The organism is Paenibacillus sp. PsM32 (assembly GCF_030433815.1).
In the GTDB taxonomy this organism is placed as follows: domain Bacteria; phylum Bacillota; class Bacilli; order Paenibacillales; family Paenibacillaceae; genus Saccharibacillus; species Saccharibacillus kyungheensis.
The window spans coordinates 38069-56866 of the sequence record NZ_JARUWY010000015.1; the positions used below are offsets into that span (position 1 = coordinate 38069).

14 protein-coding genes are annotated in these 18798 nt (G+C 40.3%); 2 read left to right on the forward strand and 12 right to left on the reverse strand.

The window, feature by feature from the left end:
* Positions 1 to 7: 7 nt before the first annotated feature.
* The 6 genes from rhaB to QCD85_RS21010 all read right to left on the reverse strand — a co-directional run bounded on the left by rhaB (position 8) and on the right by QCD85_RS21010 (position 8608).
* On the reverse strand, positions 8 to 1483 hold the full coding sequence (rhaB, locus tag QCD85_RS20985) for a rhamnulokinase (RefSeq protein WP_301263787.1): 1476 nt from the start codon (positions 1481 to 1483) through the stop codon (positions 8 to 10).
* A complete protein-coding gene (gene rhaI, locus QCD85_RS20990; RefSeq protein WP_441005638.1) occupies positions 1480 to 2694 on the reverse strand; it encodes an L-rhamnose isomerase in 1215 nt (404 codons plus the stop codon). Before rhaI ends, rhaB begins: the two co-directional genes overlap by 4 nt.
* Positions 2695 to 3260: 566 nt before the next feature.
* Entirely contained in the window at positions 3261 to 5330 is a 2070-nt protein-coding gene (locus QCD85_RS20995; protein WP_273615913.1) for a bifunctional aldolase/short-chain dehydrogenase, read from the reverse strand.
* 359 nt (positions 5331 to 5689) lie between these two features.
* Positions 5690 to 6412 (reverse strand): ThuA domain-containing protein, encoded by a 723-nt coding sequence (locus QCD85_RS21000; RefSeq protein ID WP_301263789.1) that lies wholly within the window; start codon positions 6410 to 6412, stop codon positions 5690 to 5692.
* Between the two features lie 39 nt (positions 6413 to 6451).
* The gene (locus QCD85_RS21005) at positions 6452 to 7396 is read right to left on the reverse strand and encodes an oxidoreductase (protein ID WP_301263790.1); all 945 of its coding nucleotides are present in this window, start codon (positions 7394 to 7396) and stop codon (positions 6452 to 6454) included.
* A 51-nt stretch (positions 7397 to 7447) separates the two neighbouring features.
* Positions 7448 to 8608 (reverse strand): Gfo/Idh/MocA family protein, encoded by a 1161-nt coding sequence (locus QCD85_RS21010; protein ID WP_301263791.1) that lies wholly within the window; start codon positions 8606 to 8608, stop codon positions 7448 to 7450.
* A gap of 182 nt (positions 8609 to 8790) precedes the next feature.
* On the opposite strand from QCD85_RS21010, the gene QCD85_RS21015 reads away from it, so the two are divergent.
* Positions 8791 to 8952 carry a hypothetical protein gene (locus tag QCD85_RS21015; protein ID WP_301263792.1) on the forward strand — a complete coding sequence of 54 codons (162 nt, stop codon included), beginning with the start codon at positions 8791 to 8793 and terminating at the stop codon, positions 8950 to 8952.
* 193 nt (positions 8953 to 9145) lie between these two features.
* Here QCD85_RS21015 and QCD85_RS21020 read toward each other — a convergent pair whose 3' ends face one another.
* The 4 genes from QCD85_RS21020 to QCD85_RS21035 all read right to left on the reverse strand — a co-directional run bounded on the left by QCD85_RS21020 (position 9146) and on the right by QCD85_RS21035 (position 15346).
* Positions 9146 to 11809, reverse strand: coding sequence for a cation-translocating P-type ATPase (locus QCD85_RS21020; protein WP_301263793.1), 2664 nt, complete (start codon positions 11807 to 11809; stop codon positions 9146 to 9148).
* A gap of 254 nt (positions 11810 to 12063) precedes the next feature.
* Positions 12064 to 13113 (reverse strand): pectinesterase family protein, encoded by a 1050-nt coding sequence (locus QCD85_RS21025; RefSeq protein WP_301263794.1) that lies wholly within the window; start codon positions 13111 to 13113, stop codon positions 12064 to 12066.
* Positions 13114 to 13367: 254 nt separating this feature from the next.
* Positions 13368 to 13523 carry a hypothetical protein gene (locus tag QCD85_RS21030; protein ID WP_273615907.1) on the reverse strand — a complete coding sequence of 52 codons (156 nt, stop codon included), beginning with the start codon at positions 13521 to 13523 and terminating at the stop codon, positions 13368 to 13370.
* Between the two features lie 224 nt (positions 13524 to 13747).
* Positions 13748 to 15346: a catalase gene (locus QCD85_RS21035; RefSeq protein ID WP_301263795.1), complete on the reverse strand. Its 1599-nt coding sequence runs from the start codon at positions 15344 to 15346 to the stop codon at positions 13748 to 13750.
* 773 nt (positions 15347 to 16119) lie between these two features.
* On the opposite strand from QCD85_RS21035, the gene QCD85_RS21040 reads away from it, so the two are divergent.
* The gene (locus tag QCD85_RS21040) at positions 16120 to 16857 is read left to right on the forward strand and encodes an AAA family ATPase (protein ID WP_301263796.1); all 738 of its coding nucleotides are present in this window, start codon (positions 16120 to 16122) and stop codon (positions 16855 to 16857) included.
* Positions 16858 to 17094: 237 nt separating this feature from the next.
* On the opposite strand, the gene QCD85_RS21045 is transcribed toward QCD85_RS21040, so the two are convergent.
* Together QCD85_RS21045 and QCD85_RS21050 are read right to left on the reverse strand one after the other, a co-directional pair.
* Positions 17095 to 17541: a nuclear transport factor 2 family protein gene (locus QCD85_RS21045; RefSeq protein WP_301263797.1), complete on the reverse strand. Its 447-nt coding sequence runs from the start codon at positions 17539 to 17541 to the stop codon at positions 17095 to 17097.
* Positions 17542 to 17559: 18 nt separating this feature from the next.
* On the reverse strand, positions 17560 to 18774 hold the full coding sequence (locus QCD85_RS21050; RefSeq protein WP_301263798.1) for an MFS transporter: 1215 nt from the start codon (positions 18772 to 18774) through the stop codon (positions 17560 to 17562).
* Between the last annotated feature and the right edge of the window lie 24 nt (positions 18775 to 18798).

The following is an 18798-nucleotide window of genomic DNA, read 5'->3' on the forward strand; positions in this document are numbered from 1 at the left end:
CGTATCGTTATTGGGTAGACACTGTAATCAATCGCAGAAATTGCCCGTACGCTTCTTCCCAAGCTTGTACCTGCTCCGGTTCATAGATTTCGATAGGAAAAGAATGACGGATCACTGTTCTTGCTTCCTGCATGTCTTTGAATGTCCCCTGTGCTATCCATTGTACCGCTAAATTGCCAATTGCGCTTCCCTCCGCAGGCCCCGCCCATACCGGACGACCGATTGCATTCGCTGACCACTGGCATAACAGTTTATTTTGGATACCGCCACCTACCATATGCAATCCTTCAAAAGTATTGCCTGATAATTGCTCGGTAAGTTCCAGCACATAGCGATATTTCAAAGCTAGACTTTCAAAAATACAGCGTGTAATCGCTCCATACGTATCTGGTGGTTGCTGACCCATCTGGCGACAATACTGACGAATCCGTGAACGCATATCACCTGCATGAAGAAACAATACATCATCTGGATCGATAAGAGCGGCAAAAGCTGGAGCTTGCTCTGCATCATGAATCCATTGTTCAAATGAATAGTGGTGTCCTTCTCGCTCGGCTTCTCGCTTCACTTCTTGGAAAATCCATAATCCCATAATATTTTTGAGCAAACGATAGGTGCCATAAGCGCCGCCTTCATTAGTAAAATTCCAGTGCATCGCTTGTTCTGTAATCACAGGTTCACTCACTTCTGTACCCATCAGCGACCATGTACCACAACTTAGATAAGCAAAATCTTTCGATACAGCAGGTACAGCTACTACAGCAGAAGCGGTATCATGCTCGGCTACAGCCGTCACAGGGATCGACGGGATGCCTAGATCAACCATCAATGATGAGCGTAAGCGTCCTGCCGATGCTCCAGGTTGAACTGGTGTGCTGAACCATGAAGCTGGAATACCGATACTGGATAACAATTTGCGATCCCAATCGCCTTGTCTAGCATTAAAAAGTTGGGTTGTTGTCGCATTCGTAAATTCATTGATCATTTCACCAGTTAGAAAATAACGTAATAAATCAGGAATCATCAAAAAGCGTTCGGCTTCACTGAGTAAAGGTGAATCACTCTGACGTAATGATGCTAACTGATAGATCGTATTAAACGAAAGAAATTGAATTCCTGTCGTCTGGAAAATAGCACTCTGAGATAGATGTTCCTGTACTTTCTCCATCACTCCATGCGTATGCCAATCTCGGTAATGATAGGGATTGCCTAATAATTCTCCATGTCGCCCGATCAATCCATAATCGACAGCCCATGAATCAATGCCAATACTATCTGGCAACATATGCTCTTGCTTGGCAATCATCAATCCTTGCTGAATTTCATGATATAGACGCAAAATATCCCAGTGTAGACGATCGCCTACTTTGACCGGTTCATTAGCAAAACGATGAATTTCTTGTGTCACGATCCGGTTATCGGTCAGTCTGCCAATAATCGCTCGTCCACTGCCTGCTCCTAGATCATAAGCAAGGATACTCACCAGCTTGCACCACCTTTGCCTCTCGCTAGAATCGATTGACCGTAATGATCAGCCATATATGCTTTCATCGGATCAACAGGAACACCTATCTCTTCGCGAATCGAATGTAACAATGGAGTGACGTCAAATTCAAATGCTTTACGTACCGCATCTTCTGCTCCAAGCACATCGCCTTTACGTTGTGCTTCAGCAACTTCTTGATGATCGATCAACAGCGCTTTGGCATATTGAGTCTGTACATTCATCACCGAGCGAATCATCGCAGGAATTTTGGATTCAATATTATGCGATTGGTCGATCATATAGAGCATATTATTAACGGTATCAACTAATTTCTGTTCCTGACTGTCCAGTGCATCCAGAATCTGATAAAAGATTAAAAACAGCTCATACGGATTCATGGTACCGACAACCAGATCATCATCTGCATATTTATAACTATTAAAATGAAATCCTCCCAAGCGACCTTCATCAATCAGATACGATACAATATGTTCGACATTGGCTCCGGGTAAATGATGACCGGTATCTACTAATACCTGTGCTTGCTCTCCTAATTTGAGCGATAAATTGTACGCCATACCCCAATCGGCTATATCCGTATGATAAAAAGCCGGTTCAAAACATTTGTATTCAATCAGCATCCGCATATGAGGATCTAGCACTTTGTACATTTCTTGTAATCCTTCTAGCATCCAGTGTTTCCGTTGACGAATACTGCCCTGACCGGGATAATTCGTTCCATCTGCGAACCAGAGACTGAAATCTGCCGATTTGGTTTCTTTAGCAATATCGACACACTCTTTCAGATGAGCAATAGCTTTGTTACGGATAGCAGGATCTGCATGAGTCACGCTCCCCAGCATATAATCTTCATCTTGAAACAGATTCGGATTGATCGCTCCGATCGTAATTCCCAGACTTTCTGCATGACTTCGTAACTTGCTGTAATCATCTACCTTATCCCATGGAATATGAATAGCAACGGATGAACAAGCACCTGTTACTTTATGCACTTGAGCCGCATCTTCTAATTTTTCAAACGGCGTCCGAGGCACACCGACTTTTTGAAATACTTTGAAACGAGTTCCTGAATCTCCATATCCCCATGAAGGGGTTTCGATTTGTAGCGCTTTCAATCTTGAACGGACAGTGGTCAGGTCGATTCCGCGGGACTGTTGCTGTGCTTCAAATAAGGTGTAGGCATTCATCATTTGTGCTCCTTTGGCAATTTTATGGATAGGTATCTTTTTGATGGGGACCGCTATGGGAATATGATTGTTCTTGTCGTCGCTGGTGTAAAATAATCCTCTGATTAATCCGCTATGCGGGAGGATTATTTTACAAAGGCGAGCGCTTCGCTCTTTCAGAACAATCATATTCCCTCCGCTCCGAGAGGTGAGATACCTATCAAGTAAAGATTTTAAAGGTTAGGTTTTCGGGTAGCTAATGTTACTTTATTGGGAGATCATTTAGAGTGTTTGGAGTACTTTCTTAGCATAGGATGTTCATTTGATCATTGGAATGATTATTTGATTAGTTTTATATTTTAATTTTAATTTTGATTTTGATTTTGATTTTGGCGATTTTTAATCATTATGATCGGGATGCAATGATGATAATAAGTGTGAGTAAAGAATTCTTATGAATAGATAATTTATGATTTCCATATTATACCTATTGTTGAATAATAGAAATGAGTTTATTGATAGTGGTGATTTGTTTTATATTTTGTATTGATTTCTATAGAGTATTTTCTTAGTTTGTCTAACAAAGATTATCGGGTAAATGCGGCTGGGACGCCGCCGTCTATGGTTAGCATACAGCCAGTTGTTTTTTCGGCTTTGGATGAAGCAAAGAATGCGATGCCTTCGGCGATATCTTTTGGATAAATATTGACGAGCAATGTGGTGCGTTTGCGGTAATGTTCTTCTAATTGATCGGGTTCGATGCCGTATGCTGCGGCACGTTCGTTACGCCAGTTGGAATTCCAGATCGCTGATCCTTGTAAAATGGCATCTGGTAATATCGTATTGACACGAATACCGTATTCTCCACCTTCTGCGGCGATACAGCGGGCAAGATGAGCTTCCAATGCTTTGGCAGAGCTATAAGCAGTTACACTTTTTCCTGCATAAATCGAATTTTTGGAACCAATAAATACCATGCTTCCGCCTAGTGCTTGTTCTTTCATTATTTTGAATGCTTCGCGGGCAACTAAGAAATAACCTGTACCCAGTACATTCATATTCAAATTCCATTCTTTAAGCGTTGTCTCTTCAAATTTACTCGAAGTGGCAAGCCCTGCATTATTAACAATAATATCGATTCCACCGTAATGGATCGCTGTCTGAGCATAGGCTTGTGACACTTGCTCTTCGCTTGTTACGTCCATTTGTACTGCTAAAGCGCGATGTGGTCCGTATTGTTGATTGATTTCATCGGCTACTTTTTGCGCACCTTCTAAGTTCAAGTCTGCCAATACTACATGCGCGCCTTCGCTTACAAGGCGACGAGCCGTTTCACTGCCGATTCCACCTGCTCCACCTGTAATCAAAGCAATCTGACGTGAGAATTCCGTTTCCGCAGGAGCAAGTGATAATTTGTACAATTCCAAAGGCCAGTACTCTACATTGTATGATTCTGATTCACTTAGGGACACAAATTGTCCAAGTGAAGTTGCTCCACGCATTACTGCAATCGCACGATGATAGAGGGCTCCACTTACCAAAGACATTGCATGACTTTTGCCAGTATTGATCATGCCGATTCCTGGAATTAAGATCACACGCGGAGCGGCTTCAAACATTACATCGCCTTCATGTGCATTCTGTTCAAAATAAGCTTGGTATTTCTTTTTGTAATCGTCAATTCCTTGGATAACAGCTTGTTTGAGTCCTTCACTGTCCTCAGCGCTTGGTGTCCAATCAATAAATAGTGGTGTCATTTTGGTATGTACAAGATGATCGGGGCAAGCTGCTCCTACTTGAGACAACGAGTGAGAATCATTGGCGTTTACAAAAGAAAGTACATCTTCTGCATCATCAAAAGTTAAAATCATACGCTTGCTGTCACTGACTGCTCCGCGAACTGCTGGCATAATGTGAGCTACCAGTTCATGACGTGTATTGCTCTCAAGCGACTGCACTTTTTCGCCGCCAAATAAAGGTTGTTCTGATGCTTTTTGCTCGATATATAGAGCTGCTTTGTTAATCATTTCGATTGTTTTGGCATAACATTCTTCCTGTGTTTCTCCCCATGTGACCAGACCATGCTTTTCCATCAATACCAGTTCAGCATTTGGATGATCCAGTACGCCTTGAGCGATCATTTTAGATAATGTGAAGCCCGGACGAATATAAGGAACCCATACAAACGTATCTCCAAAAATTTCTTTAGCAATTTCTCGACCATTATCTGCACAACACAGACTAATAATCGAATCAGGATGGGTATGATCCACATGTTTAAATGGTAAAAAGGCATGCAGTAATGTCTCAATCGATGGACGAGGTGCTTTGGCATCAATCATACAATTCGCAAGATAAGCAACCATTTCATCATCAGGCATCTCTTCTTTTTCAAATAATGGACGAATATCATCAAGTCGTAATCCAGTAAAATGCTTGGCTTCCATCGATGCCAGATCAGAACCGCTACCCTTTACATACATCACTTCAATCTCACGACCTCGAAAATCGGTAGTGATTTCTTTGCTAGAGGTATTTCCACCACCCCAGTTACATACACGACGATCTGAGCCAATCAGGTTAGAGCGATACACCAGTTGATCTACACCTTCTTTTATGTCTGCAACCTGCTGTGTGTTCCACTGATTCGGTATCATGATATTCCTCCATTGATTTCTAAAGTTTGGATAATGATTTGAATATGTTTGTTTTGCTTTGATAGGAGTATATCATCTTTGAATACGTTTGAAAAGTTATAAAACAAAAATAAACGGATTTTAAGATCATTTTGTTAACGCTTACTCAAAATATTACAGAAAATAAACCAACATAATAAAGATTACTTTATAATCAATTTGCAGATAAAAAGCCATTGTATGTGCGTCAGTTATTGCTCTTAACATAAATAGAGTAATATGCTGATCAAGCACCTTCTACAATGGCTTCATAATATTATATCAATTTGGTACGTCTATTTTATTGATTAATAATGCTTCCTTACATATTACTACAGCGTTTATTGACTATCTGCCATACCTGAATACAATTGACCTGTAGTATTGGTGTCTGCATTTGCTTTTGTTTTGCCATCTGCTGCCCATAGTAATCCACGACGCATCATTTCTTTGACAGGCGGCATATCTACAATATCGGCATGATGACCGAGCGAATTGTAATATACTCTTCCTACGCCCCATCGTTTGGTCCAAGCAACCGGCATCTGCACCTGACCGTTAAGACGATGCGGCCCGTCTACGATTGGAAATGTAGTTGTCGCTAACACTTCTACTGCAGGATCGATATGCAGATAATATTGCTCTGATTTCACTTGAAAATCGGCAATCCCTTCGACAAGCAGACTGGAACTTGGCTTGATATTAACGGTGTACTCTACTCCATCATTTCCTGGATGAGCGACCCATTGACCACCTGTCATGAACTGCCAATCGACATTTTTACGAAAAGCATCGCACATTCCTCCATGACAACCAGCAAGCCCTGTACCTTGTTGTACCGCAGCAGAGACATGATCCACTAATTCTTGTTCAATATCATCCATTGTCCATACCGGTATAATGAGATCAAGTCCAAGTAATTTATCTGCGTCTCTAAATGCTTCTAGATCATTAGCAAGCTCTACCTCAAATGAAGCTTCCTGTAGCATATCTGCGAATATTCGAGAGACTTGTTCTGGCTCATGTCCGTCCCAGCCACCCCATACAATCAATGCTTTTCTCATCTTTAACACTCCTTAGTCGTCTAATGGATCGTGCCAAAATTAAGACAGTGTTGCAAATTCAGGTTGCTTCCATTCATACTGAACGCCTGTTAACGATTCAGATAGTGTCCATAATCGCTGAGAAATATCGGCTTGATATAACTTATCAATATGATCATCTAATTTGGGATATCCTTTACGTCCACCTTTGCCATCCGGTCCTACATATTCTCCGCCATGAATAGTTGGAGAGGTTGCCGCATACAATGTAGGCAATGCGCCCATCAAAGCTTTTTGTCCAAATGAACGAGATAACAGTCCAAATATGCCACTGACTGGCTTGCCTGAACCGCGTGAAGCCAGATTAGTATGCGTGAAGCCCGGATGGCAAGCCACACTAATCGTATCTGCTTGATTTTGGGTTAGACGCAACTGTAATTCACGAGCAAATAACATATTTGCAAGCTTGCTTTGACTATAAAATTTGAAAGAACGATAACCTTTGCTACCATCCAAATTATCAAAATCAATCTTACCTGCATACGCCGCTATACTACTTAACGTCACAATACGAGCATGAGGTGTAGCTAACAATTGAGGTAATAATAAGCCAGTCAAAGCAAAATGCCCTAAATGATTGCTACCAAATTGCAATTCAAATCCATCCTGTGTACGGCTATAAGGAGGCATCATCACACCTGCATTATTGATCAGAATCGATAATTGATGATGATTTTGTCTGAACTCTTCTGCAAAATGACGAATACTCGCTAACTCGCTCAGATCTAGACGCATCAATTGTAATTTAGCATTCGGATGAACATTCTGAATCGCTTGAAGTGCTTTTTGACCTTTTTCATAATTGCGTACAGCCATCACAATCTCTGCGCCCCGACCAGCCAGTATAGTAGCGGCTTCATAACCGATACCACTATTTGCGCCTGTAATCACGATTGTTTTGCCTTGCATATCTGGCACTTGTGATTCATCCCAGTGTGTAGTCATTGAATGTCCCTCCTTTATATCGCTATCTTTTGTTACTTGACTGACATTGCGTTACATATCGGCGATATCGATCCAGCGACGTTCTTCTATCGAACGCTCGACTGCTTCTAATACCGCCTGACATTTCACCCCATCTTCAAAATTCGGTGAAGCTTGTCGTTCTTCTTTAATAGCATTCATCAGTTCTAACATTTCATGAATAAACGTATGTTCAAATCCGATCGTATGTCCGGGTGGCCACCATGCATCCATATAATCATGTACAGCATCTGTCGCTACTACCCGGCGGAATCCCTGTGTATCTGCTTCATCAGAGGTGAAATAAACTTCCAATTCATTCATCCGTTCAAAATCAAACTTTACACTTCCCAGACTTCCGTTGATCTCAAATGAATTGGTCGAACGATGCCCTGCTGCAAAACGAGTCGCTTCAAAACTTCCTAAAGCTCCATTTACAAATCGACTCATAAATAACGTAGCATCATCAACAGTCACTTCACCTTGTGGGCCATCTTGATTTCCTTTTGCACTTAACCCTGTCATTTCAGTAGCTAGCGGACGCTGCTTGATAAAAGTCTCACTCATACCGATTACTTCTTTCATATCGCCTACTAAATAATGAGCAAGATCTATTAAATGAGCACCCAGATCGCCATGCGACCCAGAGCCAGCAATTTCTTTTTGCAGACGCCAGACTAAAGGAAAATGGGGATCAAGCAACCAGTCTTGCAAGAACCAGGCACGAAAATGATGAATCTTGCCCAGCCGTCCACTATCGACTAGCTTTTTCGCTAAACGTACTGCCGGGGAGAAGCGATAATTGAACCCGATCATATGCACAATGCCTGCTTGCTTCGCCGCTGCTAACATTTCGCGCGAATCGGCAAGAGATAATGCTAACGGCTTCTCACAAAAGATATGTTTACCCGCTTGTACTGCTGCTAACGCAATTTCTTTGTGCATATTACTAGGTGCATTAATATCAATCAGATCGATATCAGGACGAGCGACTAAGTCTTGCCAGTCTGTGACATGCTCTGCCCAACCAAGTTGCTCTGCTGCTTGCTCTACTTGCTTGGAATCCCGTCCACAGATTACAGACATGTGAGGCTTGGTTGCTTGTGGAAAAAACATCGGCAGACTGCGATAAGCATTACTATGCGCTTTCCCCATAAATTTATACCCAATCATACCAATATGTATATCTTTCATCTGATCTCCTCCTTAGAAATATAACGCTTTCATAAATAAGAATATCAATAATTCATCTAATTTTATTATGGCAGAATCCATAGTCGATCACAATCCAATCCAAAACAATGTTTGTCCGAAGCGATAACGGGTATATATAAAAAGGAACACTATACTGATTTCATTTCGAGGAGGAGTTAACCATGACAGAAGAAAACAAACAACCCGAAACTCATTCAGAAGATACACTGATGGAGAAAAAGAGAAAAGAGGATGGCTCCAATATCGAACTGCAAGCCGATGAATGGACAGCCAAACCTTCTCCAAAAGCAGCTGGAGATGACGATAAAACTGAGAAAGAATAATCTTTGTCAGAACTCTTTTTAATTTAAATCCAATATGGTAGAGTCAATCTTATTTTGATTCTATACAGTATCATTAGTAAATATAGATCTACTCTACTATTACAACATACAGCCTGTGATCAAGCATTTATCTGCTTCGATCACAGGCTGTTTTTTATCTGTTATTTTACATTTGAAATGTCATCTCTAACGTTTAGGATGAAGTTACTTGTTGCTTCATCGTTACTCTAGTACGTATCCATTTAGCTACTTCCATCAACAATACTGCTCCTATTGCAAGCCCGGTAGCTACAGCCCACTGCTGTACACCAAAATCTACAGGAATAGAGAATATATCGCGTACGCCTGGAAGTAATGTGACTCCATATAGACACAGACATAGAGCTACTGCTCCCAATACATATTTGTTGCTAAATATTCCTACTCCAAATGCTGTCTGTACATTAGAACGTGCAGCAAAAGTCTGGAATGTTCTCGCTAGAATCAATGTTGTAAATGCCATAGCAACACTCATTTCCGGCGAATGTTGTAAGCCGATATACTGCGACAAAATAACCGCAATACCGATCAGCGCACCGCGTGTAATAACAGCCTGCATCGTTCCACCTGCAAAAATACCTTCATTGATATCTCGTGGCTTCCGACTCATCACGTCAGGCTCTGCCTTTTCCATCCCTAATGCAATAGCTGGTAAAGAATCATTCGCTAGGTTAATAAAAAGCAATTGAATCGCTGTAAACGGATTGATCCAATCCATCAGTAATGCAAATAAAATAGCAATAATAGCACCTAAATTGCCTGCAAATAAATAGGCTATCGCTTTTTTGATATTATCAAATACGGTTCTACCTACACCGACTGCATTAACTATAGATACAAAGTTATCATCTGTCAGTATCATTGCTGCCGAGTCTTTGGCTACGTCTGTTCCACTACCCATCGCAACTCCGATATCTGCTTGCTTGAGTGCTGGTGCATCATTTACACCATCACCAGTCATGGCTGTAATTTTACCTTTTTTCTGCCATGCACGAACGATTCTAATTTTGTTTTCAGGAGAGACACGCGCATAGACAGCGATTTTTTCTAATTGATTGTCTAGCTCCTGTTCAGACATTTGATCCAGTTCTTGACCGGTAACAGCAATATCCTGATCGTCCATAAGACCAATATCTCTGCCAATCGCTTGTGCTGTTGTTTTGTGATCACCGGTAATCATCACAGTACGAATACCCGCCTTTTTGGCTTCGGCAATCGAACCGGCAACTTCTTCACGAGGTGGATCGATCATAGCGCTCAATCCTACCAGAATCAGTTCCTGTTCATCATCTATACCAACTTCAGTCTGATCATTCGGTATAATCTTATATCCATAAGCCAGTACACGTAATGCACGATTGGAAAAGTCTTCATTCGCAGTCTGCATCCGCTCACGAATTTCATCGGTCAGTGAAACAACTTCATCCCCTACAAATACTTGTGTACATCGACCGATCAATACGTCTGGCCCACCTTTGGTTAACATCGCTTTTTGATCATCAAAAGTATGAATTGTAGACATTAATTTACGGTCAGAATCAAAAGGAATTTCTCCTTCTCGTGGGAATTGTTCACGAATCTCATTGTAGTTTTTATTCTTTTTATTACTAAAAGCGATCAATGCTACTTCGGTGGGGTCACCTAATTCTTTGCCTTCATCATTAATATTAGAGTCATTACATAATACTGCAATATGCAGTAATCGGCGTTCTCCTTCTGACCATTGTTCTGGATCATCAGGGAAATCGTCAGTACTTCCATCTGGCAAAAAGTAATCGACAACTGTCATTTTATTTTGTGTTAACGTCCCTGTTTTGTCTGTACAGATTACACTGGTCGAACCTAACGATTCTACAGCAGGTAATTTGCGAATAATAGCATGCTGTTTTGCCATTTTATTTGTTCCTACGGATAATACAATCGTGACAATCGAAGATAATGCTTCTGGAATAGCGGCTACAGCTACAGCTACCGCGAACATTAATGCATTTAAGATTGCCGCTGTCATATCTACTACTTCATTAGCAAACCAGATCCGTCCTGCTTCTACGCCAAAGATCACAATACATAATAATAAAATAAAAATGCCTAACTTTTTGCTAAAACTTTCAAGCTTCCGTTGTAAAGGAGTCTGCTTAGCTTCTGCACTTTCGATCAGTCCAGCGATTTTACCTATTTCAGTATTCAAAGCTGTTCCTGTAATCACTACTGTACCTCGTCCATAGACGACAAGTGAACCGCTAAAAACCATATTACGGCGATCACCAATAGGTGCATCGGCACCGATCACATCAATATGTTTGTCTACAGCTTCTGATTCTCCGGTTAGCATGCCTTCATCGACTTTGAGACTGCCTGATTCTAATAATCGTCCATCTGCCGGTACATAATCTCCAGCTTCCAGTAACACAATATCTCCACGAACTAATTCTCTGGCTGCTATACTTTGCTTTTTACCATCTCGAATCACTTTGGCTTCAGGCGCAGACATTTGCCTCAGTGCATCTATAGAACTTTCTGCTTTGCGCGTCTGTACGACACTGATAATAGCGTTCAGTATTAACACAAAGAAAATAATAATCGATTCTACCCACTGCCCTAATACCAGTTGTACAGTAACAGCAACTAATAATACGATAACCATCGGATCTTTAAAATTTTCTAAAAATAATTTCCATGTTGGTGTTTTCTTTTTACCTTTTAGTTCATTATATCCTTCTGCTTCTATACGCTTGTCAGCCTCTTGCCCGGATAACCCTTGCGTAGAACTATCGACATCCTGTAGCACTTGATCGGCTTCTTGACGATAATATTCCATTCCACCACTCCTATTCATTGTAGTATCTTTGTTATGCCAATGTTGATATGTAGATGTTTTAATAACGTATAACAACGGTTTTATGTACTTTTTTTACCCAAAAAGTGCTACGGATTACCTGTATTTCATATGACGTTTTAGTGACAGATCAAAAAAGCACATCTACCGCTTCTGCCGATGACAAAAGGAAGATCTGCTTTTTCAATAATGATGTGTATATAAAAGTATATTGAGAATATAAGCAAAATGATGTATTAATTCGCTTGTGTAGGATTCCACTGGTCATTTCCAGCAAGTACACTTTGAATAGTAATGACTTTGGCTTGATCATCGTTTAAAAATTTTGCCCATTTCACGCGTGCATTGTTGTTGGCTCCTGCACCTTTGCTTGCATATTCATAATAACGAGCAGTCGCCTCATTCGCTGGATCACGCCAGTTATCCCAGCCTGTAGGTTGAATATGTGCTCCCATATCTGTATTGATATACGTCACTGCTGAATAAGGACGCCATGGTCTACCCAGATACACCGATTGATTAGCGGTTCCACTACTGGTCAGACGGCTATTTAGAAATACATAGCCATATTTCGTGTCTGCTCCTGTAGAAGCAGCGGTTATATAACCTGCGCCCAGACTATGAATCTGACATTGATCAAACACAGCTGTCGCTGATCCGAAAATAAAATCAACGGTTCCTTCAATATAACAATTTTTGAAATACTGTCTGCCTGTACCTGGTGTATATAAAGTATCTTGATACCCTAGAAAGCGTACATCGGTATAGATCGCTTTATCTGCATTATTGTAGAAAGCTACAGCTTGCCCTGCATTCATAACTGCATTGTTGCGGAACGTAATCGTTTTGGCTTGAAAATAATCGCCTTTGACAGTCGTACTTGCGCTATTCGTTGTACTTCCACTACTAGCATTGGTTGCATTGTAGCTAAGTATCGTGCCTGTTGCACTTTCACCTTGTAATGTAATATGGGGCTGAGTGATTGTTAATTTCTCTGTATACGTTCCATTTTTGATATAAATGATTTTCTGTTGAGTATTGTTAGCTGGAATCGAATTGATTGCTGCTTGTACACTTTTGTATTGACCTGAGCCTTTCAGATCGACCACTATTGCGCCTGACGGTATAGACGCTGTAGCTGTAGCCAATTCAGTAGCACTTGATGATGTGAGAGAATTAGCAGGTGCAGAAGAAATATGATTTGTATCCGCAGAAGTAGTTCCTACCATAGATAAAGATAACGCAGTAACAATCGCTGTTGTTCCTAGCACTGTCCATGTTTTCATCCAATCACTCCTTGTATGAAATAATTTCCCCAGAAAAAGATAACGCTTACATAAATCATTAAAATGAATATATTTTTAAATATTATTGGTACGGGTTTATATTACCTTTTGTATCCTATTTTGGAAATATAAACATACAGAGATACTACCCAATAAAAAAGACCACTCTTAATCAAAAGAGTGATCTTTGTGTTGAAATGTTTATTGGTATAGTGCTTCACTTTGTCCTGTATTTACGATGATGATATTCGTACTTATGCGATCAATTGCAATTCTTTTGCCTGTTCTTCGGTCAAAATAAACTGTTCATTTGCATACGTATCATCATCTTGATCGACTCCAAACATCTGCATTACTTTGTCCCAGATTCCTTTTTGGACTGCTTCTTCACGTGTAATAATAATTTTCATTGTTTTCTCCGCCTTTGCTATATGTATATCGTCTTTCTTATCATTAAACCGTTTTCATCATAGACTAAACGATTAGCTGACAATCTGTGCATCTATCAGGCTCTATTTATGGCAAAATAAAACTCTCTATCGCATCGCTCTGATCAGCGAATACGGTAGAGAGCTTCTATAAAACTTTGTATTAATCATTTAATTACAGAGCAAAGTCAGTAATGACGACCGTATTAATACGGCTTCGCGTCATTCCCTTTTTCTTCTGCTAAATTAACGGCTTTATGAGCACGATGTCTTGGTTTTTTAGAAGGATCAGCTTTGAGTTTAGCTAATTCATCTGTTACACGTTGTGCATACTCTGTGTCTGCTTGTTGTAAATTAGCGATAAATTTATCACTAATCACATCAGAGCATTCAAACAGATTAGCGGCGATATTTGCTACTAATTCATCGCGTTCCCAATCTTCAAAGTCACGATAAGTCTGACCCGCTTGTGCAAAATCGTTAGGACGATCTAGCTTCTGACGCATTAGATTCACATCATAATAATGCGGTTCATGATCAGCACCTGCTTTGGGAGATTCTTTAAGACCCCCTAGAGAAGAAGGCTCATAATTGACATGCGGATTCTGCTTCGGTGCCGCATCCGGTGCATAACGCATTTGTCCACCTGATTGGTTAGTGGCTACATTAGACTTCGGCGCATTAATTGGCAATTGTTGATAGTTCGCTCCTACCCGATGACGCTGAGTATCTGAATAAGAGAATGTGCGACCTTGCAACAACTTATCATCCGAGAAGTCCAATCCATCAACCAGTACACCTGTACCGAAAGCCACTTGTTCTACTTCTGTAAAGTAGTCTACTGGATTGCGGTTGAGCGTCATTTTACCTACTGGAAGGAATGGGAATTGATCTTCCGGCCATAATTTGGTCGGATCCAATGGATCAAAATCCAATTCAGGATGATAATCATCACTCATAATCTGTACACATAATTCCCACTCTGGATATTCGCCACGATCAATCGCATCATACAGATCAACGGTTGCATGATTAAAGTCTAACCCTTGCACTTGATTCGCTTGTTCTTGCTTCAAATTCTGAATACCCTGCTCCAACGGTTCCCAGTGATACTTAATCAACACTGCTTCTCCGTCTTTGTTTACCCATTTATACGTATTCACACCGGAACCTTGCATTTGCCGGTAGTTGGCAGGAATTCCCCATGGTGAAAAGAGAAATGTTGCCATATGTGTAGACTCCGGACTATTTGCCAGAAAATCGAAAAAGCGTTCCATATCTTGCACATTTGTGATTGGATCAGGCTTAAATGCATGAACCATATCAGGGAATTTCAAAGGATCACGAATAAAAAATATTTTTAAGTTGTTACCAACCAAATCCCAGTTCCCATCTTCGGTATAGAATTTAGTCGCAAATCCACGCGGATCACGTAAAGTTTCCGGTGAATGATTACCATGCACAACTGTAGAAAAACGTACAAAAACAGGCGTTTGCTTTCCTTTTTCTTGAAAAAGCTTAGCACGTGTATACTTGGAAATAGGCTCATCGCCAGCCGTTCCATATGCTTCGAACACACCGTGTGCTCCAGCACCACGAGCATGCACGACACGCTCTGGAATACGCTCCCGATCAAAGTGAGAGATTTTTTCTAAAAAGTTGTAATTCTCCAGAGTAATCGGACCTCGATTACCTACTGTTCTTACATTCTGATTGTCAGTGACCGGATGTCCCTGACGATTCGTTAACGTCAATTCTTCATCGTGTTCACTTGCTTGCGGGTGCTTCTGATTATCGTCTGCCATGGATAGTCCGCCTTTCGAGAAAGTATGAACTTGCTGTATTCCAAATGAACAATAATACACAGGTGCAAATTGTACAATTGCTTCTACTCTAATCTCCTTCAATAGAATGTACATCAATACAACGTACAATCATGAATAAAGAGAATAAAAGTATTACCTTTTTTTACCTGCCTGAGCACATTATAAAACATTTTTTGTACAAATAGTGTACTATTTTTAAATTTATGTCTGAAATGTGAATGAAGATATGATGAAGTTGGTAACGTTTGCTTTTCATTTTGGACTTCCTTATAATAGAAACAATCAGGCTATGGTGCCCCTTCCTTCTACTTTCGCAAATGGATGTTTTATTAGGGACACCTGTTTCCTGATTTTTTTATGTTGTTTTTTTTATGTTGTAAAGTAATATGATTTTGCAAATATTATTTTTGAATAAGAACAGTTAGCGCTTATCGTATTAAGCGTTTAAGGAATGAGCCTGATCTATGGATCAATTTTCGATTTATTTACAGCGTGAATTAAAAGTAATTATACATACTCAGCAACAGGAAACCCCATTGTCTCCACTAGATCAAGATCAGATTTTAGCCGATTTTTTGTAATAATGGCTATATCAGATCGCTATTTTTTGTTTCAAACATAACTCTTTGTACGTCTTAGAAGTGTAGTACCTGATGATGGCTTATAGATGCTCATTGGATGCTGCACTTTTATTTATGTCAACGATTCGTAGGTATTACAAAGATAGATATCTCAAAAAGGAGTTCTTTATCATGTCTCTTCGAAAAATTACGTTATTGAAAGACAAAATTGAAAATTTCGATAGCTATCCATTTTCGCTTCCTTTTATTCGGCATATGGATCAGCTTGATCTGGAACATCCAGTTACATTCTTTGTTGGTGAAAATGGATCGGGTAAATCGACATTGTTAGAAGGAATTGCTTATCAATGTGGATTTCATACAGCAAGTGGTTCGCGTAATAACAGTTATGAAGTCGATCAATCTCAGTCTGCTTTGGGTGACTATTTACGTCTGTCATGGCTTCCCAAATTAACAAATGGTTTTTTTATGCGTGCAGAATCTTTTTATAACTTTGCTAATCATATTGATGAAACAGAGAAAATATGTCCAACTGGATATAACAATTACGGTGGCAAGTCACTTCATCATCAATCTCATGGAGAATCGTTTTTATCATTATTTACGCAAAAGTTCACCAAATCACGTGAACAATCGATATACCTGCTAGATGAGCCCGAAGCCGCTCTATCTCCTGCAAGACAACTCTCTTTAATGCGGATCATCAAAGACCTTTCGCCACGATCGCAGTTCATTATCGCTACCCACTCCCCAATCTTACTCGGCTACCCTAATGCTGAGATTATTAGCTTTGATCAAGATCGTTTACAACCGATAGACTATCAGGATACCGATCATTACCAGATCACCAGACGATTTCTGGAAAATCCAAAAAGAATTCTGGATGAGCTGTTTAACGATAACGACTAGAATTAGAATTATAGTTATTGGTAGCTTATTTTATAGAATGCAAACGACAATATCCTATCTAGCGAATATATTAGCAATGATTTATGCAAATAGTCAGCTTACTCCCATCAGATCAACTACTTATTTCGTAAAAACTGCAAACCAAAAAGCCTTTATAGCTACAATTCCACTATAAAGGCTTTTTTATTTTCGTGATGATAAGAGCAATACCATTATGGTGAGCTTGCTTATTCAGCACTAGATCACATCAAATTTCAACCGTTCTAATCGTGTATGTTGAATATACCATTGACCATCTATCGCTACAAACGTCTCATAGTAATAACCATACCCGTGAAATGATAGATGTTCACTTCCTTCTGGAAAAGTAACATAATCCTCCATCGGCGAGATCACTTTTGCTTCGGTTGCAGAAATCAATTCAATTTCGGCACTATGTACCTGATGTACCGTTTCCGCAGGATGAACGAGGTCTTTGAATACTTTTACAATGATATCCCTTCCCTCTAACAAAGGAATCGGATTACCTTCTGTGCTGAAATCAGCTACTGCATTAGGAGCAAATACACTGCCTAATTCATCCCACTGCTTCATATCAATAAGACGACAGTACCGGGATTTGGTTGTACGAATACCTTCATAAGCGAGTAACACTTCGATATCAGTCATAAATGAATATTTCATGGCTTGGCCTCCACTTTATCAGTCCAGTTCTAACCCCTTAGTCTCTTTCCCTAGAAAAGCAACTGCGGCTACTCCGATAAGAATCGTAACGAAAAAGATAGTGAAAATCGTACTAATCGCTACCCCTTTACCTACCAGCATCCCTACAAGAAATGGAGCAATAACTCCACCTATACGTCCAAATGCCGCCGCCATACCTACACCTGTTGAGCGTACTTTGGTTGGATATAATTCAGGAGTATACGCATATAATCCGCCCCATGCTCCTAGATTAAAGAAGGACAAACAAATTCCTGCCATTAATAGCGATGCTGTCGTCGTAGCAAATCCAAACCAAATTGCGCTAACCGCTGTCAAAACAAGATATACGATCAATACAAATTTACGACCGAATTTCTCAATAAAATAAGCAGCCGTAAAGTAACCTGGCAACTGCGCCAACGTCATAATTAACACATACTCAAAACTTTTGATCAAAGTAAAACCTTTCAATCCCATCACAGAAGGTAACCATAAGAACATTCCATAATAAGAAAACACAACAGTGAACCATAATATCCACGCCATAATCGTTGTACGGCGATGTTCACTGCTCCAAATATCTGCTAATCCTTTCATAAACGAAGCACGTCTGCCTGCTCCATTTTTCACAAACTTCGGCGAATCTTCGATGGCCCGGCGTAAATATAATGCATACAGCGCAGGAACAGCTCCTATAATGAAGCCCCATTGCCATCCATATTGAGCAATAACAAAATACGCAACAACCGCTGAAATAATCCAACCGAATGCCCAGAAACTTTCCAGTAATACAACTGCACGTCCGCGATCTTGTACCGATACGGATTCAGAGACCAGTGTAGAAGCAACAGGAAGTTCCCCACCCAGACCAAAACCTGCGATAAACCGCAACACTAACAACATTCCAAATCCTGTTGCTAATGCAGACAACCCACTAGCAATAGAGAATATGAGTAGTGTCCATAGCAAAATCGATTTACGTCCATAACGATCTGCTAGATATCCAGCAGTTGCCGCACCTACTGCCATCCCCACCGAGTTGATACTGGTTAGATAACCAATTTGTTGTGGTGCAAGATTCCAATCTTTTGCAAGTGCTGCTGCGATAAATGAGATCATTCCCACTTCCATCGCATCAAACATCCAGCTAAATCCAGCACTAACCAGCAACTTACGTTGCTTTGGATTTTGCAACATTTCTAACTTATTCATGCACTTTGCCCCTTCTTTCTCTGC

What these genes read in the sequence shown, in the direction of transcription:
- rhaI (WP_441005638.1), bottom strand. Translation starts at nt 2,694, where the DNA reads ATGAATGCCTACACCTTATTTGAAGCACAGCAACAGTCCCGCGGAATC.
- QCD85_RS20995 (WP_273615913.1), bottom strand. Translation starts at nt 5,330, where the DNA reads ATGATACCGAATCAGTGGAACACACAGCAGGTTGCAGACATAAAAGAA.
- QCD85_RS21000 (WP_301263789.1), bottom strand. Translation starts at nt 6,412, where the DNA reads ATGAGAAAAGCATTGATTGTATGGGGTGGCTGGGACGGACATGAGCCA.
- QCD85_RS21005 (WP_301263790.1), bottom strand. Translation starts at nt 7,396, where the DNA reads ATGACTACACACTGGGATGAATCACAAGTGCCAGATATGCAAGGCAAA.
- QCD85_RS21010 (WP_301263791.1), bottom strand. Translation starts at nt 8,608, where the DNA reads ATGAAAGATATACATATTGGTATGATTGGGTATAAATTTATGGGGAAA.
- QCD85_RS21015 (WP_301263792.1), top strand. Translation starts at nt 8,791, where the DNA reads ATGACAGAAGAAAACAAACAACCCGAAACTCATTCAGAAGATACACTG.
- QCD85_RS21020 (WP_301263793.1), bottom strand. Translation starts at nt 11,809, where the DNA reads ATGGAATATTATCGTCAAGAAGCCGATCAAGTGCTACAGGATGTCGAT.
- QCD85_RS21025 (WP_301263794.1), bottom strand. Translation starts at nt 13,113, where the DNA reads ATGAAAACATGGACAGTGCTAGGAACAACAGCGATTGTTACTGCGTTA.
- QCD85_RS21030 (WP_273615907.1), bottom strand. Translation starts at nt 13,523, where the DNA reads ATGAAAATTATTATTACACGTGAAGAAGCAGTCCAAAAAGGAATCTGG.
- QCD85_RS21035 (WP_301263795.1), bottom strand. Translation starts at nt 15,346, where the DNA reads ATGGCAGACGATAATCAGAAGCACCCGCAAGCAAGTGAACACGATGAA.
- QCD85_RS21040 (WP_301263796.1), top strand. Translation starts at nt 16,120, where the DNA reads ATGTCTCTTCGAAAAATTACGTTATTGAAAGACAAAATTGAAAATTTC.
- QCD85_RS21045 (WP_301263797.1), bottom strand. Translation starts at nt 17,541, where the DNA reads ATGAAATATTCATTTATGACTGATATCGAAGTGTTACTCGCTTATGAA.
- QCD85_RS21050 (WP_301263798.1), bottom strand. Translation starts at nt 18,774, where the DNA reads ATGAATAAGTTAGAAATGTTGCAAAATCCAAAGCAACGTAAGTTGCTG.